Origin of the sequence: Streptomyces cynarae, assembly GCF_025642135.1 — a bacterium.
Classification (GTDB): Bacteria; Actinomycetota; Actinomycetes; order Streptomycetales; family Streptomycetaceae; genus Streptomyces; species Streptomyces cynarae.
In genome coordinates this window covers 131138-148838 of sequence record NZ_CP106793.1, presented here as the reverse complement: position 1 = coordinate 148838, position 17701 = coordinate 131138, and the positions used below count along the sequence as shown (strand labels likewise).

Here is a 17701-nt window from a genome sequence, read left to right as displayed (position 1 = left end):
AGGTTCTTCGATGAGCACGCACGCGGACTGGCGGTTGTTCCGCGGGGACGGGCGGCAACGGCAGACGCCCCTGCCGCCGGCGCCGCCCTGGCGCCGCTTCGGTGCGCCGACATCCGCGCCCGGCTCCGCAGGGGGCCCGCGGCACCTTCCGTACCTCATCTCGCCCGAGCACTCCGACGTGGTCAGCGCCGCTCTGCACCTGCGCCGTCCGCTACTGGTCACGGGCCATCCCGGCACGGGCAAGTCCTCGTTGGCGCGGGCCATCGCACACGAGCTGTCGCTTGGCGGCATCCTGCACTGGCCGGTCAACAGCCGCTCCACCGTCCAGGACGCGCTCTACCGCTACGACGCCATCGGCAGGCTGCGCGAGACCTCGCTGAGCCGCGACCGGGGCGAGGAGGAGCCGTCCATCGGCAGTTTCGTGCGGCTCGGGCCGCTCGGCACCTCGCTGGTGCCCCGCGGGCGGCCCCGGGTGCTGCTCGTCGATGAGCTGGACAAAGGCGACATCGACCTGCCGAACGACCTGCTGACTGTCTTCGAGGAGGGCGAGTTCGAGATTCCGGAGCTCGCCCGCCTGCCCGAGGCGCAGGCGGAGGTCGAGGTGCTCACGGCGCAGTCCGACGAGCAGGCGCTCCTCGTACGGGGACGGCTACGCTGTGAGGAGTTCCCCGTCGTCGTCATCACGAGCAATGGCGAGCGGGACTTTCCTCCTGCCTTTCTGCGGCGGTGCGTTCGCCTGGAACTGCCCACGCCCGACGAGGAGCGGCTCCGGGCGATCGTTACCGCCCACCTCGGCGAGGGGGCGATCGCCGAGGTCGACGACCTGCTGGACGCCTTCCTGCGGCTGCGCGCGACGAAGGAGCTGGCGACGGACCAACTGCTGAACGCGGTGTACCTGCGGGCGGGTGGTGTGGATCTGTCGGCCGAGGGGCTGCTCGATGCGGTACTGCACCGGCTGGGCGGGGCGGTGTGACGCCGTGACGGGGACGGCGGACGACCACGGCGAGCCCGGACCTCCCGGCGGGCGCCCGCGACTCGGGCGCCTGGACGAAGCGCTCTCGATCCTCGCGGGCAGCGGCGTCGACCTGTCCCCCGAGGAACTCCTGGACACGTTGTGGCTGGCGAGCCGGTTGCCCGCAGGGGCCGCGGACGCACCGCTGCTGCATGCCGCGTCCGATCGGGGCCTGCGACCCGGCGGCGGGCGGCCCCGGCCGCAGGAGACGGCTCACTGGCGGACACGGCAAAGGGCCGGTCTGGGGAGCCGTCCGCACCACCTGACCATCCCGAGCGGGACCGGGGGAGCGGCGGCACGAGCGGCCTGTACGCCGCATCCGGGCCGCACCGGTCGCGGAGCGAGCCCGAGGCGGACGGAGCCATGCCGCTGCGCGCCCCCGAAGCCAAGGCCGTGCGCGCAGAACTGACGATCGGCCGGGCCCTGCGGCCGCTCAAGCAGCACCGTCCGAGCCCGGTCCGGCAGGAGTTCGACGAGGGGGCGACGGCCGCCGCGTTCGCCGACTCGGGCCTGGCGGACGTCGTGACCCGGCCGGCGCGGGAGCGCTGGCTCGACCTCGCGTTCGTCGTGGACGACGGGATGTCGATGCTGCTGTGGCGGCGTCTCGCCGTCGAACTGCGCGCACTGCTGGAGCGCACGGGCGCCTTCCGGATCGTACGGGTCCTCGGCCTGCACACGCGTGGCGCGGACAGCCCGGTGCTGCGCTCCAGGCCGTACGACCTCGGCGCGCGCCCCCTCCCGACGGCCGCGCTGTCCGATCCCACTGGGCAGACGCTCGTGCTGGTGGTGAGCGACGGGATGGGGTCCGCCTGGCGCGACGGGCGCATGGCTGCCGTCCTGGAGCACTGGTCGGGCTGCGGGCCGACGGCCGTGGTGCACGCCCTGCCGCCGCGGCTATGGGACGGCTCGGGGATCCGCGCCGAGCGTCGGCGGGTGACGACCTGGAGGCGCGGCTCGCCCAACACGCTCTGGACAGTGACGGATCCGGTGCTGCCGGTAGAGCTGGTGCGCTTTGACGGCGTACCGGTGCCGGTGCTCGAACCGGATACGGTCCCTCTGGCCGCATGGGCGCGGCTGGTCGCCGCACCGGGCGGCTCGGCGGTGCTGCCGCTGCTGGCCCGGCCCCTGCCCCGGCGAGGTGCCTCGACCGCAGCGCCCGCCGACGGCCCGCGGGCCGTGCAACGCTTCCGCGACGCCGCGTCCCCCGAGGCGTACCGGCTGGCCGTGCATCTGGCGGCCGTCGCGCCCGTGTCGGTACCGGTGATGAGGCTGGTGCAGGACGCTGTGCCGTGGCAAGCGGACACGGGGCATCTCGCCGAGGTGTTCCTCGGCGGGCTCCTGCGGCTGGCGGACGAGGAGGGCCGGGAGGCCGTGCCGCCCCAACACCGCGCCTTCGCGTTCACGGAAGCGGCGCAGGACGCGCTGCTCGGCGCGGTTCCAGCGGCCGAACTACTGCGCACGGGCCGGGCCGTCGGCCGCAGACTGGAGCGACTCGCGGGCCGCTCACCCGACTTCCCCGCCTGGCTCGCCCACCAGGACGGCCCCCAACGTCTCCCGCCGGGCGCACGGCCCTTCACCGCGGTCGAACACCGGCTCGCGAGCAAACTCGGGGTACCGTGGCGTGCGGCGGTTCCTCCCGCCGCGGCATCCCGGGCGCCGTCCACTGCCCCGTCCACTGCCCCGTCCGCGGCCCCGACGACGGAGCAGCGAACGGCCGCCGCACCCGACTGTTGTCCTCACTGCCTCGAACCGTTGGCACCGGAGGACCGGTTCTGCGGCGAGTGCGGGAGGGACCTGCGTCACCTGGGCCGGGGGACGACGGAGTCGTGGTCCCAAGTTCTCCATGACGGGGAGGACCACCGGGACGCGGAAAGCCGCAGGACCGTCCCGACGCCCGGCTGGGAGCGGCTTGCGGACCAGTCGTCCGCCCTTGGCCCCTACACGCTGCACGCGGTCAACCGAACGGGCGCGCGAGCACTGGCCTATCTGGGCCGTGACCGGAACGGCGCCGAAGTCGTCGTACGCGCGCTTTATCCGGTAGCAGGTGAGGGGAACGTCCGACTGCTCGACGTGGCCGTGGAAGCACTGAGCCGGATGTCCGGCCGCTACGCTCCCGTGCTGCTCGGACACGACACCCGGGACGTGCGGCCTTGGATGGCAGAGTCGGTCATCCGCTCCTCCGACGGATCACCGGCCCGGAAGTTGACCGAAATCCTCGAAGAGTCCTCGTCGTTGACTTCGTACGAAGCGATCAACCTGGGATGGCAGCTTTCGGACGCGGTGAATCTGTGCCACTCGCTCGGTATGGCCCTGGGAGACTTCCACACCGGTACGGTGCTGGTCGCCTCGGGGCGAGTGACCCTCACCGGCTGGACCTCGGCGGTCATCGAGTCGTGGGGGCCTACCCAGAAGGTGACTCCCCGGATGGCTTATACCGAGTGCGTTCTGGACAACATCCGGGAGCTCGGGCGGATGCTGACCGGACTGGACGGCGGACTACAGCCATTTCAAGGAGGCCCGCGGGGGAAGTTGCAGGGGCCCCAGTACGCACCACTCCGGGCCGTCGTCCGGCGTTGTCTCGAGGCCGATATCGCGGAGACCGCGCCCACGGCCCAGGAAGTCGCGGATGTGTTCGCCCAGTACCTGACGACCTCCCTGCCGTCGCCGCCTGGCACGGCACGGCCGAGAACGGTGCAGCCGGGTACGGCGCGGGCGGGTACGGGGCCGCGGGCGAGCCGCCCGGAACCCAAGTCCGGCGCCGTGGGCGGCTCCCGAAGTGCTTCACCGGCACGCGGGCCGCTGTCCAGACTCTCGTCCCGCTTCAGGTTCGGCGGCGCCGCGCAGGAAGCTGAGCGGCAGCGGAAGCTGGAGCTGATATGCATGCCCGTGCTGTCCTGCTACCGCATCGCCGTGATCAGCCTCAAGGGCGGCGTCGGTAAAACGACTACGACCACCGCGCTGGGCTCCACGCTCGCCACCGAACGCCAGGACAAGATCCTCGCCATCGACGCCAACCCGGACGCCGGCACGCTCGGCCGCCGCGTGCGCCGAGAGACCGACGCGACGATCCGCGACCTCGTCCGGGCAATCCCGTACATCGACTCGTACATGGACATCCGCCGGTTCACGTCCCAGGCGTCCTCCGGGCTGGAGATCATCGCCAACGACGTCGACCCGGCCGTGTCTACGACCCTCAACGAGGAGGACTACCGGCGCGCGATCGACGTCCTCGGCAAGCAGTACTCGATCATCCTCACCGACTCCGGCACCGGTCTGCTCTACAGCGCCATGCGCGGCGTGCTCGACCTCGCGCACCAGCTGATCATCATCTCGACGCCGTCCGTGGACGGCGCGAGCAGCGCGAGTACCACCCTGGACTGGCTGTCGACACACGGATACGGGGACCTGGTACAGCGCAGCATCACTGTCGTCTCCGGAGTCCGCGAGACCGGAAAGATGATCAGGACCGAGGACGTCGTGGCGCACTTTGAGACGCGGTGCCGCGGCGTAGTCGTCATACCGTTCGACCACCACCTCGAAAGCGGCGACGAGGTGGACTTGGACATGCTGCGGCCGAAGACCCGCGAGGCGTACTTCGACCTCGCAGCCCTGGTCGCCGAGGACTTCGTACGCGCCCAGCAAGCCGAGGGAGACGGCGGGCGGTGAGTTCATGACCCCAGCGTGTAGGCGGGAAGCTGGCACTGCCGACGGGGAATTACGAGTTGCCCGATCTTGGTCCGGCGACATCCGTGAACGACGGACCATCGCTCAGCCGAAGCAGGTGGTCGATGGCCTCCAGGAACACAAGCGCCGGCAGAAGCAGGAGAGGGCATCCCGAGGGATGGAATGGAGTCCGACTGGTCGAGTCTTCACGACGCGGTCCGGTGAGCCACTGGACGCCGCCAACGTCCGGCGTGACTTCAAGGCCATCGTGAAGAAGGCAGGGTTGGCCCCTGAGTGGACGCCGCGCGAGTTGCGGCACAACTTCGTCTCACTGAGCTCTTTCCAACCTCCCATGCCAGCCGGCTAGTTGGGATGACATACGGATGAAGCCCCTGGTAGATGGGTTTTCGACCAAGAGGACCGTCTCCACCAGAGGCTTCGAATGCTTGTCTACCCGTCCGGCGTCGACGTGTCCAGCTCTACCCTGCGCTTCCTCGCTGCCCGCCTGAGGAAACACCGTCATGCTCTCGGAACTCGATGGCGGCGCCTGAGTGCGGGCCGACAGGCCCTGCTCACTCTCACCCACCTGCGCAACGGCCAGCCCTACGAGCTCGGTGCTGAGTCTTGTGGCCGTAGGCCATCTTCTTCAGGCGGTGGCGCTCGGCGGCGGTCAGGGTAAGGCACACGGCGCGGCCCAGGGGCAGGGGAGGCAACGGCCAATCTCGGGAGAATTGTTCGGGTGATCGACACTGATGAGGATCTTTGAAAGTCCCCGGGTTCGCTCCCATTCCCCACTTGGTTGCCCGCCTCATCAATGAGGCGCTGGCAGAGCGTTGCGGCCAGGGCGGTGAGCTGTCGCTTCGCGGAGCTGGTTGACGTTGCGAGGGGATAACCGTTAGACATAGCCGCTAACTGTGGAGAGGCGAGGGATGCAGGACGCGTTGCTGGCGATGCTGGTCAAGGAGCCAGCCCACGGGTATGCGTTGCGTGCCCAGCTGCAGGCGGCGCTGGGGCCGCTGGGTGCGGCGATGAACCCGGGCCAGGTGTACGTGACCCTGTCGCGGTTGGAGAAGGCCGGACTTGTGGCATGCACGGACGCCGAGGGGCCGGCTGACCGCAAGGTCTACGAGGCCACTGCCGCCGGCCGGGAACGCGTGGCGCTGTGGCTCGCGGAGGCGGGGTGGCCGAAGCCGGATCTGGCCGGGTTCCACCTGAAGCTCGTCGCCGCTGCCGCCAGTGGTCTGGCTGATCCGGTGGATCTCGTGGCCCTGCAGCGCCGGGAGTTGATGCGCCGGCTGCGCGACGCTCAGCGGGCGGCGCTGGAAGGGCCCGGCGATCAGGTGTCCGTGCTGCTGCTGGAGGGCGTTGTGCTGCGGCTGGAGGCGGACTTGCGCTGGCTGGAGGCGTGCGAGCGGACATGGCGTGGGAACAGGGAGGGTGCATGACCAGGGAATCGAGCGGCGCTTGCCTGTTGCAGGCGCGTGGGGTGTCCAGGGAGCATGGCGAGGGCGAAAGCCTGGTGCGGGCGGTCGACGACGTCGACCTGGAGGTCCGCGTGGGCCAGAGCGTGGCCGTGATGGGCCCGAGCGGTTGCGGTAAGTCCACGCTGCTGAACCTTCTCGGCGGCATGGACCGCCCGACCCGCGGGGAGATCTGGCTGGCCGGTCACCGCCTGGACGTGCTCGGCGAACGGGCCCTGGCCCGGCTGCGCCGTCGGCACGTCGGCTTCGTCTTCCAGTCCTTCCATCTCGTGGACGAGTTGTCCGCCGTGGAGAACGTGGAGTTCCCGGCGCTGCTCGCCGGATGCGGACGCCGCCGGGCCCGCCGCCGGGCCGTCGAACTGCTGGAGCAGGTCGGATTGGGCGACCGAGCGAGCCACCTGCCCTCAGAGCTGTCCGGGGGACAGCGCCAGCGGGTCGCGATCGCACGGGCGCTCGCCAACACACCCTCGCTCATCCTGGCCGACGAACCGACCGGCAACCTGGACAGCACGGCGACGCGCGAGGTGCTCTGCCTCTTCGAGGAGCTGCGCCTGGCCGGGCAGACGCTGGTGATGGTCACGCACGATCCGCGGATCGCCGCCACCACCGACCGGCTGATCACCATGCACGACGGCGCCTTCGTCGACGACACCGCCTTTCCGCAAGTCCGGACGCCGGCCGCTTCCCTGATCGACCTGGAGGGGTGAGCGATGGGCCGCCTCACCCTGATAACCCGCCTCGCCCTCCGCGGCCTGCGCCGCCACCTGCTTCAGTCCGTGATCCTGCTCTTTGCCGTGACCACCGCCTGCGGCGCCGTAACGCTCGGGATGACGCTGCGCGACGCGGCGGGACAGTCCTACGCACAGATCCGGGCCGCGACCGACGGGCCGGACGTGATGGCCATGCCAGCCGGCACCGGCGACACCGCCCTGCACGACCTGGCCCCGCTGTTGGACCTGCCCGGGATCGTCGCGCACAGCGGGCCCTACCCCGTCGCCTTCCCCATGGTCCAGGCGCACGGGCTGACCGTGCAGGCCGTCGTGGAGGGACGCGCCACGGCACCTGACCTCATCGACCACCCGCAGCTGACCCGGGGTAGCTGGGTGCGTCCCGGAGGAGCGGTGGTCGAACGCGCCTTCGCCCTCGCGCTCAAACTGCACACCGGAGACCACCTCACCGTCGCCGGGCGAACCTTCACGGTCACCGGCATCGCCCTCACCGCCGCAGCCGGGCCCTACCCCGACGCCGAGTGGTCCCCCCAAGGCGGCGGCCCCTCCCAGAGCGCCGGCTTGCTCTGGCTCACTCAGGCCGACCTGCGCAGCCTCGCCTCACCCCAGCTGCCCCTGTCCTACACCGCGAACCTGAAGCTGGCCAAGCCGCAAAACGCCCAGGCATTCGTGAACTCCCCGGCCGTGCAAGCCGTCCGGGCGAACGTGCGCGCCTGGCAGGACTTCGCCCGGGACAACGCCGACGGCCTGCGAACCGTGCACGACGCCGTCACGGTCGGCAGCTGGCTCCTGGTCAGCCTCGCCCTGGCCGGAGCGAGCGCTCTGGTCGCAGGCCGCATCGCCGAACAGACCCGCAGGGTCGGGCTGTTCAAAGCGGTCGGCGCCACACCCGGCCTGGTAGCCGCGGCACTGCTGACCGAGTACCTGGCCCTGGCCCTGGCCGCGGGCGCGATAGGTCTGGCCCTGGGATGCCTGCTCGCCCCCGCACTCAGCGACCCCGGCGGAGGGCTGCTCGACATGGCATCCGCCACCCCCTCGGCAGGCACCGTCGTGGCCGTGGCCGTCACCGCGATCGCCATCTCCGCCGGCGCGGCGATCGGTCCCGCCTGGCGGGCCGCCCGCACCACCACCGTCCACGCACTCACCGATCCAGCCCGCGCACCCGGTCAGTACTCCGCGCTCGCCCGTGACGCTGCTTGGCTGCCCATCCCGCTCATGCTCGGACTGCGCCTCGCCGCCCGCCGCCCGCGCCGCGCACTCCTCACCGCAGTCGGCACCTTCACCGTCACCACCGGGCTCTCCGCGGCACTGACCTTCCAGGCCCAGCCGCCGTTCCGGCTCGACCTGGGCGCATCCACCCTGCCCGACCCGAACGATGTGCTCACCAACCACATCGTTCAGGGCGTCATCGCCGCCGTGATCGTGCTGGCCGTGGTCAACGCCGCTGCCACCGCCTGGAACGCCGCCCTCGACGCACGACGCCCCCTGGCCCTCGCCCGCACGCTGGGCGCCACTCCGGGGCAGGTCACCACCGGACTGATCGCGGCCCAATTGCTGCCGGCCCTGCCCGCGGCCGCCATCGGCGCTCCGGCCGGCATGGGCCTGTACGCGCTGCTGCAGGTCGGCCCCGATGCCGTGCTCCTGCCCTCCTCCGCGCAAACCGCCTGCATGATCGCCGCGACGCTGCTCGGTTTCGCAGCGCTGACCGCCGCCCCGGCCCGCCTCGGCGCCCGCCAACCCGTCCACAAGGCACTGCACAGCGAACAGAACTGACACCTCACGCACCATCCATCCACCGACCAACTCACCCACGGGGTGGGGAACCGAAGTGAGCAGGTCTGGCCATCGTCAGAGCGAGCGGTGGGGAATTTCAAATAGCGCCATCAACCACCCTCTCCAATCTCCTTGGCTGTGTCTCACGCTGATCTGATGAGCCAGCTGGCCAGGACTCCAAGAGCGGCGACTGCCCCGGGGATCAGGATCCCGAGAAGAGCATCTGCGCATGCGCGGGCTGCCCGGTATGCAGTCGAGGGCTCGTTGAGGCCAAGTCCGACGGACGCATGCCGAGAGATCTTCACGGTTCCCAGTGAGCCTGAGATCCCCGAACTGTGAACCATCGCCTGCCCTATGGGACCCATGAGTACCTCCTTGTCTACAAGGAGGACGACGTCCCGGCAGTCCTTGATCCAGAACTCGTCCAACCAGCCGGCCTTGCTGGGGACACGAACTCGACGTATCTGCGTCAGCTTGCTCAGATCGACCGTGCGGTCGCCCGTGACAGTCCGAGCAGTCAGAAGCTGCCAACCAGGGCCGTGCCGTACCGAACGAAACGTCGTGTACAGGAGCGGAAATCCCAGCGCCAAAGCCAACCCCGCGAACATGGCGGGCACCCACGCACCGGACCGCATTACCCCGAATCGCTCCAAGAGCGCAGGCACAACGATGGCGCCCCCTACGGCCCCCCCGAGAACTACAGCACCCACGTGTAGGTGACGACGGGCTGTCTCGGCCGGAACCGCCGCCCGTGACGCCTTCTCGACAACGATGCCCGCGCCAGCGGCGCGGGCCGCGGAGCGGAACTTCTTCTCCTGCTTCTTCGACACCAGCGGAGCGTACCTACAACATTCTGAGGCGTGACCCCTGCGCAGAGTCCAACCTCACCGAGACGTCAGACCTTGGGATCAGTCGCTCGTTGAGACGATGCCGGTTGAGAACCCTGGCAGCTGCCCAGCACTGCTTGGACTCCGACGTCAACCCTCGAAGGACTTCTGGAGCCGACCACTAAGGATGGAGAAAAGGCTCACTGTGCCCTGCAGGGCACGCGGCCCCCGACTCGCGTCCGGTCTCCGTCCTGGAGACGAGACGGCCCGTACCGGTGCCGTGAACATCGGAACGGGCCTTGATCCGAAACACCTTCCGATCAAGGAGTCCAGATCATGAGCAGCACCGTACCCATCGCGGAGCAGTTGACGCCCGCGCAGGCGGACGACCGCGCCTGCCTCGTCTGCGGTAGCGAGGCAGCGGTCACGCGGCTGGTGGGCGACCGCGCCGACGTTCAGCTGTTCGCGTGCGTCCCATGCATCGACCGCGCCAGGACACCCCACGACTCACGGCAGCCGACGGCCGTCGGTACTGTCCATTCGGACTCGTGACCTGCTGCCGGTGGCATCGGTGTCCGACGGGGCCGAGCCGGGCGTGTGACGCGTCAGGACCCATCCGCCGGACGCGGGTGAGCCCTGTCATACGTGCAGGCCAGGGAGGGGAACGCGATGGGCACACGCGAGGACATTGCGCGGGCAGCGAGCATTTTTGCATCTCACGTTGGCGAGGTGCGCTGCCTGGCCGACCGGGTGCAGCTCAGGCGAGGGCATCGAGACGGTGTGACAGGAACCCCGCCATCGCGCGGACCCCGATCCCGATCGCGTGCTCGTCGGCAGCGAAGTCCGGGGAGTGGGGGAGCCCGTTGATGCCCGCTTCCGGGTTGGCGACGCCGAGGTAGAACATCGCTCCGGGCACCTGGTGCAGGAAGTACGCGAAGTCCTCGCCGTTGAACGGATACGCGGCATGCAGCACCGTGACCGCGTCCTCGCCCAGGGCGCCTCGCAGGTACGTGGCTGCCGCCGCGCTGAGGTCCGGCGAGGACACCATGGCGGGAAACGGCTGCTCGGTGAACTGCACCCGCGCACCGGGGATCGCATCCACCCAGCGCTGCACCTCGTCGCGGATCTCGGTGTACCGGTCATCGGGCCAGGCCCGCAGATAGGCGTGCACTCGCGCGCCATCATCGCCCGAGCTCGAATGGGACAGGGCGTAGACAAAGCGTGCCAGCGGGCCGTCCGGGGTCTGCATGTCGTCCATGAGCTGCTGGAGCTGTCCGGGCGTCTGCGGGCGCCCGACAGTCGACAATCCGTCGATCATGGCGACGAGCCGCTTGGCGTCGTCGGCGGCGCCCGGCCCCGCCAGCTCGATCCGGAAGCGGTCTTGCCCCGGCTGCCCCGGCCCGGCCGCGAACGTGCCGACAGGAAGAGGGCCGCAGTGCAGCGCGTAGATCTCCCGCGGCGCGGTCCGCTCCAGGACCCCGTCCTCGATCATCGCCCGGGCGCCCTCGCACGACTCCTCGGCCGGCTGGAAGACGAAGACGACCCGGCCGTTCAGCCGCTTCCGCAACCGTGCGAGAACCATGGCGATACCCACCCCGATCGCCGTGTGCAGGTCGTGGCCGCACAGGTGGGCCGCCCCCGGGACCTGCGAGGCGAAGGCACAGTCGAACAGCTCGTCGTCGTCGACCGCGTCCATGTCGGCCCGGTAGGCGACGGTCGGGCCCTCACCCGCACCGTCGAGCACCGCCACCACACCATGGCCGCCCACGCCGGTTACGACGGCCAGACCCGCGGCGCGAAGCCGCTCGGCGACCAGTGCTGATGTGCGCCGCTCCTCACCGGCAAGATCGGGATGCCGGTGGATGTCGCGGCGCATCCTGATCAGCTCATCGTCGATCTCGGCCGCAATCTTGTCGATCATCGCGTGGTCCAGCGCGGAAGACATGCCCCGGAGGCTACACGAGCCGATCTCCAACCCGGCCTTGAAGTTGAAAAGGCTCACGGACGTTGTCCGGACAACAACGGGGTGGCAGTACCAATCAGCTCCCCTGCTGGCAGTCGACCGGCGCCAGCGCGCCCACCGGATCGAGGCCGTGGGTTGCGAGAGGGGAGCAGCCCGGGGCTTCATGGCAGGTTGGGGTAGTTCAGCTGTTGGGTGGGTGGTCATCGCCGTTGTGTTCGCAGGGATCGAGGGATGGCCCCCAAACATTGCTGGCGCGCGCCAGCAATGCGGTGCGGTGAGGCCCGGGCTTGCGCGGCACCAGGCTCAGGAATTTCGACCTGTGGGAGCTTCAGCTCCGACTGCCGGGGGTCGCTCGACCTGCCGGCTGACCAGATTCTCGATAGCGTCGATCACTTCGCGGGAGTCGAGCCGGCCCAGCAGGTCCAAGTCGGCGAGGGGGCCGGTGCCGTCGATCGTCAGTGCTCCGGTGCTATCGACATGGATGCTGGCTCTGACCGTATCGCCGGAGAAGCCAGGGAGACGCACTGTGAAGGTCGCAGCAGCAAGGGGCGCTGGTGGTGTGCCGTAGTTCGGATCGCATTCGCAGGCACGCTCATGCTCGGCGTGCTCATGCGGCCGAACAGGTCGTCGAACTCGGCCAGCGGGTCCGTGGTCCAGCCCGGGAACCGCGGCGCGAGTCGTCCTGGGGTGCGTCGCACGGGCAGAGCTATTACCCCTCACCTCCACGGTGATTCCTCCCGATTTTTTCTGATTCGGGTACCCGGGTGGGCGGCTGCGATACCGCATGTGGGGCATCGATGGCTCAAGAGGACCTCGGCCGCGCGTACGGCGACACACATCACGTCGGTGTGAGCGAGGTGAGGCGTCGGAGCGGCGGCCCGCGGAGACGACACGACTCCTAATATGGCGCCCGCGAGTCCCCTGCCGAAGCCGGTGAGGGCGGGCATGGGGCGACTCAATCAGCGCTCTCCTCTTCGCCGGTCTTTGGTCTTGACTCGGCAGCCTCGCCATCGTGGGCGTCGTCAGTGGCCCCTGACCAATGCCAGGAGGTGGCGTCCGGGGCCGTGATGAGCCCGATGTGCCGCGCCCATCGGACGCGGCCGCGGGCACCTCCAGGCGCTTGGCGGCCTGGCTCGCTCGTACTCGGTTTGTCGCATGAGATCACCTCTCGCTCGTTCGCCTTGGGTCGGCGGACAGAACATGACAGATCAATACCCCCTGGAAACAGGCAAGTTGAGCGCGCACCGCTAGGGCTGCGCCCGCGTACGCGAGGGAAAAACACCCGCCCGGACGCCACTGCCGAACATCGGCCGAGCCATCACGGTCGGGGCGACCACGAACCCCGACCACGAGGCCGACCACGCCTCCAGCCGCACCGCGCGCAGCCCCGACCACGGCTGGTCGGTCCCGGACAGCCGCAGCAGATCGAAGGCGACGAAGTGAGTCGGCCACTCGGCAGCGGTCCGGGCGCCCCAGGCGGCCCAGCAGTGGGCGAAGGGCCGTCTGACCAAGCCGCTGGCCGCCCCGGCCGGCTTCCCCACTCTCTCCCGACAGTCCGCACCGCCCGCAGCTGCGCGCCGCACCGAACCCGTCGGCGAGGTGGCCGATCTGGATGCGGCGCGCGCACGTCGCCGTGAGCAGCAGGAGCGCCTGGAGCGGGCCCGTCAGCAGGCCGCGGACGCCGAGCAGGAGCTCCACGACCGGGAAGCGGAGCTGGCCACCGTGGAAGAGAAGCAGCACCGGGCGGAGGAAGAGCAGCAGCAGGCCGAGCAGCGCGTCACCGACCTGTCCCGGCAGCTTCAGGACGCCGAACGCGAGAGGCAACGGGCCCGGAAGGCCGCCCGGAAGGCCCGCGACCACACCCGGGTCGCTGACCGGGCCGTCCGCGGGGCCCGGCGCCGGTCCAAGGACACCGCCGCCCACGCCCGCAAGCTCGCCGAACAGACACAGCACAAAGCCTGAGGCAAACGAAATGAAAGGGCAGGGATGAGCGATGGCGCGAGCGATCTGGAGCGGGGTGCTCACCTTCGGGCTGGTCACGGTGCCGGTCCAGCTGTTCACCGCCACGGAGGACCACACGGTCCACTTCCACCAGCTGCAGCGCGGCACCTCCGACCCGCGTCCGCTACCAGCGGGTGAACGAGAGAACGGGCAAGGAGGTGGACTACGAGAACATCGTCAAGGGCTACGACCTGGGCGGCGGCGACTACGTGATCGTCGAACCCGACGAGCTGGACGACATTGCGCCGGGCAAGTCCCAGGTCATCGAGATCAGCGGCTTCGTCGACCTCGAGCAGGTCGAGCCGGTGTACTTCGACAAGATCTACTACCTCGCACCCAAGGGCGAGGAGTACACCAAGGTCTACGCGCTGCTGCGGGCCGCGCTGGAGAAGGAAAACAAGACTGGCGTCGCCACGTTCGTGATGCGCGGCAAGCAGTACCTGGTCGCCCTGCGCGCGCAGGAAGAGGTGCTGGTGCTCCACACGCTGCACTGGGCCGACGAGGTCCGCGACCCGCACCAGGAGCTGCCGGTGCTGCCCGGCCGCGGCGACGCCCAGGGCAGGGAGCTGGACACCGCCCGCCAGCTGATCGGCGCACTGTCCATCGACTGGAACCCCAAGGACTACCACGACACCTACGAAGAGAAGGTCAAGGAGCTGGTCGACGCCAAGACCAAGGGCAAGGAGATCGTCAGCGAGGAAGCCCCGCCGCAGGCCACCAACGTCACCGACCTGATGGAAGCCCTGCAGCGCAGCGTCGAACAGACCCGCACCTCGAGAGACAAGGCACCGGGCGAGCGGAGGGACAAGAAGAGTACGACCCGGAAGCCGGTGCAGAAGGCCGCGGGGAGACCGAAGAAGAAGACCACGGCCAGGACGGCCCAGCGCGAGCAGGCGAGCACGTCCGCCACGGCACGGGGGCGGGGCCCGGGGAAGCGTGAGTTGCGGCAGCTGAGCAAGACGGAGTTGTATCAGCGCGCCAGTGAGGAGGGCATCTCTGGCCGGTCGAAGATGAGCCATGATGACCTGGTCGATGCCCTTGCCCGGGCCGGGCGCCGCCGGAAGAAGACGGCCGCGTAGCGGGCCGGCGCGGAACCAGAGCGGGAGGACAGGCCACTCGCCGTCTCCTTCCACCGCGGCAGCGGCCCTTGGGTGGGCAAGCGGCAACGATGCCCAGTGGTGGGCTTGACGACCCGGGCTTATACGTCGGGTATGAACAACGACATGGTGTACCGTCCCGGCGAGGTGGTGCCCGAAACCGGCATGTACGAGTGCGACACCGCCTGCGGGCATAGCTGGTCCACGGATGTGCAGGGGGATCGGTTTCCGCCGGTGCCGCACGAGTGTTCCGGAACCGGGTGGAAGCTGGCCACGACGACTCCGGTGGGCCAATAGCCCGGGGACGCGGCGCCGGAGGAAGCCAGCCGGTTACCTCTGGGCCTTCTCCGCGAATCAGCGCCTGATCCGGCGCCAAGGCCCATTATCGGCGCCGTCGCGACGACCACGGGGACTGGCATGCGGCTGCCCGGCGCCAACCTCTTCAACCGCATGCTCGGCCAGCTCTACCACTGCCTTCAGCACGGCCGCCGCTTCGCTGAGGCGGTGGCCTTTCCACTCTCAGCCTCTGCGGTCGCGCAGGTGGCCTGAATGCGGAAACCTCACACGAGACCGGCGGCCTGCCGGAGCTTCGCCTGATCGGCAGCGTTGATCAGGCCCTCCGGCAGCATCGCCACCACACTCGCGTATTCCGCGAACACAGCCCTGCACTGCTCACGCTCAGGGTGATCGCTTTCGCTGCCGAACCACAGCATCATGGCCTCGTTGCCGACCTCAATCGGCTCGGAGAACTCGGCGACTAGGACCAGACGTTCCAGCAACCCCGACCGTTCGGGAGCCTGCGGGTCGCCTGCGAGGCGAAGCAGAAACGGCAGGACTTCCGGCATGCCCGCGTTCATCTCGGCGATGCTGAACAGGGCGTTGGTGAGCACGCGCTGAGCCTCGGCCGCGGCAGCCCGATCGAGAAGGGCATGCAGCAGTACCGGGATCGCGGCGGGACACCCCGGAAACTCGGACCAGCGGACCTCCTCACACCCGTGGAGGGCAGGATGCTCATGGCCGGCATCGGCTGCCCGCGGGTACTCGTGGAGAAAGCGGGCGATCGCCGACTCCTTGGCGGCCAGATCCATCCCACACACCTATCTGTCCCCCGTCCCGACGCCGTGAGCTCCAAGCTCCGCGTCAACCGCACTCTTGCGTGACTCGAGATGCGCACGCAAGCCAAGACGGCAAGCCGATCTGTTTCGATTCCCCGGCGCCCACAGCTGCTCGGATTGACGAGTTGGACGCCAGAGGTGTCTACGCGGTCACAGCACTAGCGCGTCAGGTGCGCCAGTTCGTTTTCGTACAGCTCGGCGGGGTCGAGACCCATGCCGGCGAAGTGGCCTGCCAGTTCCAGGGACAGGACGCCGTGCAGGCGGGTCCAGAAGAGCAGGGCGCGGCGCAGGGCGGCCGGGGGCGCGGGGTGGTCGGCCGCCCATTGCCGGTGCTGGGCGAGGTGGGCTTCCAAATGGGTGTCGGGGTGGCCGTCGTCCACGGTGACCACGGCGTTGCCGTTCGGCTGGGCGGTGTCGAGGAGAGCTTGCATGATCTCGGATGCGATCGCGGTGACGTCGTCGGGTGCGTGGTAGCCGGGGACCGGTGTGCCGTAGATGAGGAAGTAGCGCTGGGGGTCGTCCAGTGCCCAGGTACGCAGTGCGTGCCCGAGGCCGGCCAGATCGGCGCCTGACGCGGCGGTGGTGCGGATGGTGTCGGCGAGGCTGCGGTAGGCGTCGCGGATCAGTTCGGTGATCAGCTCGTCCCGGCTGGCGAAGTACCGGTAGAGCGCGGGGCCGCTCATGCCCATCTGCTTGGCGATGGCGTTCAGGGACAGCCCCGGTGCCCCGGCGGCGGCGATCTGCTCCCAGGCGCGCTCCTTGATCTCCGCCCTGACCTGGGCTCGGTAGCGCTCGCGGGGTGTCTCCTTGCCAGCGACTGTCATGTGCTCATCCCTTTCGCATGTGATCACCGGCTCCTGGGGATCCGGGCGAGCTCGACGCGTGCTCTCAGTTAGACCCTATTACGAACGCTCTTGACCGTCACTCCATCGGCGAGTTATAACTTCTAACGAAAGCGCCAGTCACTAACTGCGCTGGTTGGGTCGATGGAGGTCGTCATGAACGCTGGAGCAATGGTCGAGGTCGTGCTGCCGGGCAAGGTCGAGCCGGAGGGGCTGCAGCTGCGGCAAGGGGCCGTTCCTGCAGCCGGTCCGGGCCAGGTCGTGGTTCGCATGGAGGCGACCGGTGTGTCCTTCGCCGAGCAGCAGATGCGCCGCGGCCGTTACTACGACCAGCCGCACTTCCCGTTCGTCCCCGGCTACGACCTGGTCGGCACCGTCATGGCGACCGGCGACGGCGTCCCGTCGGGCCTCGCCGGCACCCGGGTGGCCGCACTGCTCAAGGTCGGGGGATGGGCCACTCACGTGGTCGTCGACGCCGCTGACCTGGTGCCGGTCCCGGACGGGATCGGTGCGGCGCAGGCGGAGACCGTGGTGATCAACGGCATCACGGCCTGGCAGATGCTGCACCGCAAGGCCCGCGTACGCGCCGGGCAGACGGTCCTGGTGCACGGCGCCAACGGGGGAGTCGGCTCGGTTCTGGTCCAGCTCGCCCACGCCGCGGGCGTCCAGGTGATCGGTACCGCCTCCGCGCGCCACCACGCCGCCCTGCGCGAAGCGGGAGTGACACCGATCGACTACCGCACCGAAAACATCCCCGCCCGCGTCCGTGAACTCGCCCCGGGCGGCGTGGACGCCGTCTTCGACCACATCGGCGGCCGCAGCATCATCGACTCCTGGCGCCTCCTCGCCCCCGGCGGCACGCTCGTCTCCTACGGCAGCGCCTCCACCCGCGACGATGAGGGCTCCAAGCAGTGGCCCGTCCTCAAACTCCTGGGCCGCGTGTGGCTGTGGAACGCCCTTCCCAGCCGCCGCCGCGCCTACTTCTTCAACGTCTGGGCGGGCAAGGCCCTGTTCAGGAACCGGTTCCGCGCCCGGCTGCGCGCCGACCTCACCGAGGTCTTCACCGCCCTGCACCGCGGTGACATCACCCCGGCCATCGCCGCCCAACTGCCCCTCAACCGCATCGCCGAGGCCCTGCGCCTGGCCGAATCCGGCACGGTCAGCGGCAAGGTCGTCCTCGTCCCGTAATCACGCTCACC

The 17701-nt window shown here is 69.6% G+C and carries 14 protein-coding genes and 2 pseudogenes; 11 read left to right on the top strand and 5 right to left on the bottom strand.

Going from position 1 to position 17701, the window contains the following annotated elements; all coding sequences use genetic code 11:
- The first annotated feature begins 10 nt into the window (after positions 1-10).
- From N8I84_RS00775 to N8I84_RS00745, 6 genes and pseudogenes are all read left to right on the top strand, one after another.
- Positions 11-973 (top strand): AAA family ATPase, encoded by a 963-nt coding sequence (locus N8I84_RS00775; RefSeq protein ID WP_263227370.1) that lies wholly within the window; start codon positions 11-13, stop codon positions 971-973.
- 141 nt (positions 974-1114) lie between these two features.
- A complete protein-coding gene (locus N8I84_RS00770; protein ID WP_263227369.1) occupies positions 1115-4678 on the top strand; it encodes an SAV_2336 N-terminal domain-related protein in 3564 nt (1187 codons plus the stop codon).
- A 439-nt stretch (positions 4679-5117) separates the two neighbouring features.
- Positions 5118-5282: pseudogene (locus N8I84_RS00760) on the top strand (IS5/IS1182 family transposase); the annotation flags it as partial.
- Between the two features lie 322 nt (positions 5283-5604).
- Entirely contained in the window at positions 5605-6120 is a 516-nt protein-coding gene (locus tag N8I84_RS00755) for a PadR family transcriptional regulator (RefSeq protein ID WP_263227367.1), read from the top strand.
- 41 nt (positions 6121-6161) lie between these two features.
- On the top strand, positions 6162-6863 hold the full coding sequence (locus tag N8I84_RS00750; RefSeq protein ID WP_263227366.1) for an ABC transporter ATP-binding protein: 702 nt from the start codon (positions 6162-6164) through the stop codon (positions 6861-6863).
- A 3-nt stretch (positions 6864-6866) separates the two neighbouring features.
- The gene (locus N8I84_RS00745) at positions 6867-8657 is read left to right on the top strand and encodes an FtsX-like permease family protein (protein ID WP_263227365.1); all 1791 of its coding nucleotides are present in this window, start codon (positions 6867-6869) and stop codon (positions 8655-8657) included.
- Between the two features lie 143 nt (positions 8658-8800).
- Here N8I84_RS00745 and N8I84_RS00740 read toward each other — a convergent pair whose 3' ends face one another.
- Positions 8801-9487 carry a hypothetical protein gene (locus N8I84_RS00740; RefSeq protein WP_263227364.1) on the bottom strand — a complete coding sequence of 229 codons (687 nt, stop codon included), beginning with the start codon at positions 9485-9487 and terminating at the stop codon, positions 8801-8803.
- Positions 9488-9820: 333 nt separating this feature from the next.
- Here N8I84_RS00740 and N8I84_RS00735 point away from each other — a divergent pair, with 333 nt between their 5' ends.
- Positions 9821-10036, top strand: a complete 216-nt coding sequence (locus N8I84_RS00735) for a hypothetical protein (protein ID WP_263227363.1) — start codon at positions 9821-9823, stop codon at positions 10034-10036.
- 205 nt (positions 10037-10241) lie between these two features.
- Here the strand turns inward: N8I84_RS00735 and N8I84_RS00730 are convergent, their stop codons facing one another.
- Entirely contained in the window at positions 10242-11429 is a 1188-nt protein-coding gene (locus N8I84_RS00730; RefSeq protein WP_263227362.1) for a M20 metallopeptidase family protein, read from the bottom strand.
- A gap of 1265 nt (positions 11430-12694) precedes the next feature.
- The gene (locus N8I84_RS00725) at positions 12695-12958 is read right to left on the bottom strand and encodes a DNA ligase-like domain-containing protein (RefSeq protein ID WP_263227361.1); all 264 of its coding nucleotides are present in this window, start codon (positions 12956-12958) and stop codon (positions 12695-12697) included.
- Positions 12959-13046: 88 nt separating this feature from the next.
- Between N8I84_RS00725 and N8I84_RS00720 the strand changes: the two genes are divergently transcribed.
- The 3 genes and pseudogenes from N8I84_RS00720 to N8I84_RS00710 form a co-directional block, all read left to right on the top strand.
- Positions 13047-13409, top strand: a complete 363-nt coding sequence (locus N8I84_RS00720) for a hypothetical protein (RefSeq protein ID WP_263227360.1) — start codon at positions 13047-13049, stop codon at positions 13407-13409.
- A gap of 173 nt (positions 13410-13582) precedes the next feature.
- A complete protein-coding gene (ku, locus tag N8I84_RS00715; protein ID WP_313884219.1) occupies positions 13583-14527 on the top strand; it encodes a non-homologous end joining protein Ku in 945 nt (314 codons plus the stop codon).
- A gap of 343 nt (positions 14528-14870) precedes the next feature.
- Positions 14871-15094 (top strand): annotated as a pseudogene (locus tag N8I84_RS00710) (IS110 family transposase); the annotation flags it as partial.
- 11 nt (positions 15095-15105) lie between these two features.
- Here N8I84_RS00710 and N8I84_RS00705 read toward each other — a convergent pair.
- Complete coding sequence (locus N8I84_RS00705) at positions 15106-15633, bottom strand: hypothetical protein (RefSeq protein ID WP_263227358.1); 528 nt, start codon at positions 15631-15633, stop codon at positions 15106-15108.
- Between the two features lie 185 nt (positions 15634-15818).
- A complete protein-coding gene (locus tag N8I84_RS00700) occupies positions 15819-16484 on the bottom strand; it encodes a TetR/AcrR family transcriptional regulator (RefSeq protein ID WP_263227356.1) in 666 nt (221 codons plus the stop codon).
- A gap of 174 nt (positions 16485-16658) precedes the next feature.
- On the opposite strand from N8I84_RS00700, the gene N8I84_RS00695 reads away from it, so the two are divergent.
- The gene (locus N8I84_RS00695; RefSeq protein ID WP_263227355.1) at positions 16659-17690 is read left to right on the top strand and encodes a medium chain dehydrogenase/reductase family protein; all 1032 of its coding nucleotides are present in this window, start codon (positions 16659-16661) and stop codon (positions 17688-17690) included.
- The last annotated feature ends 11 nt before the right edge of the window (positions 17691-17701 follow it).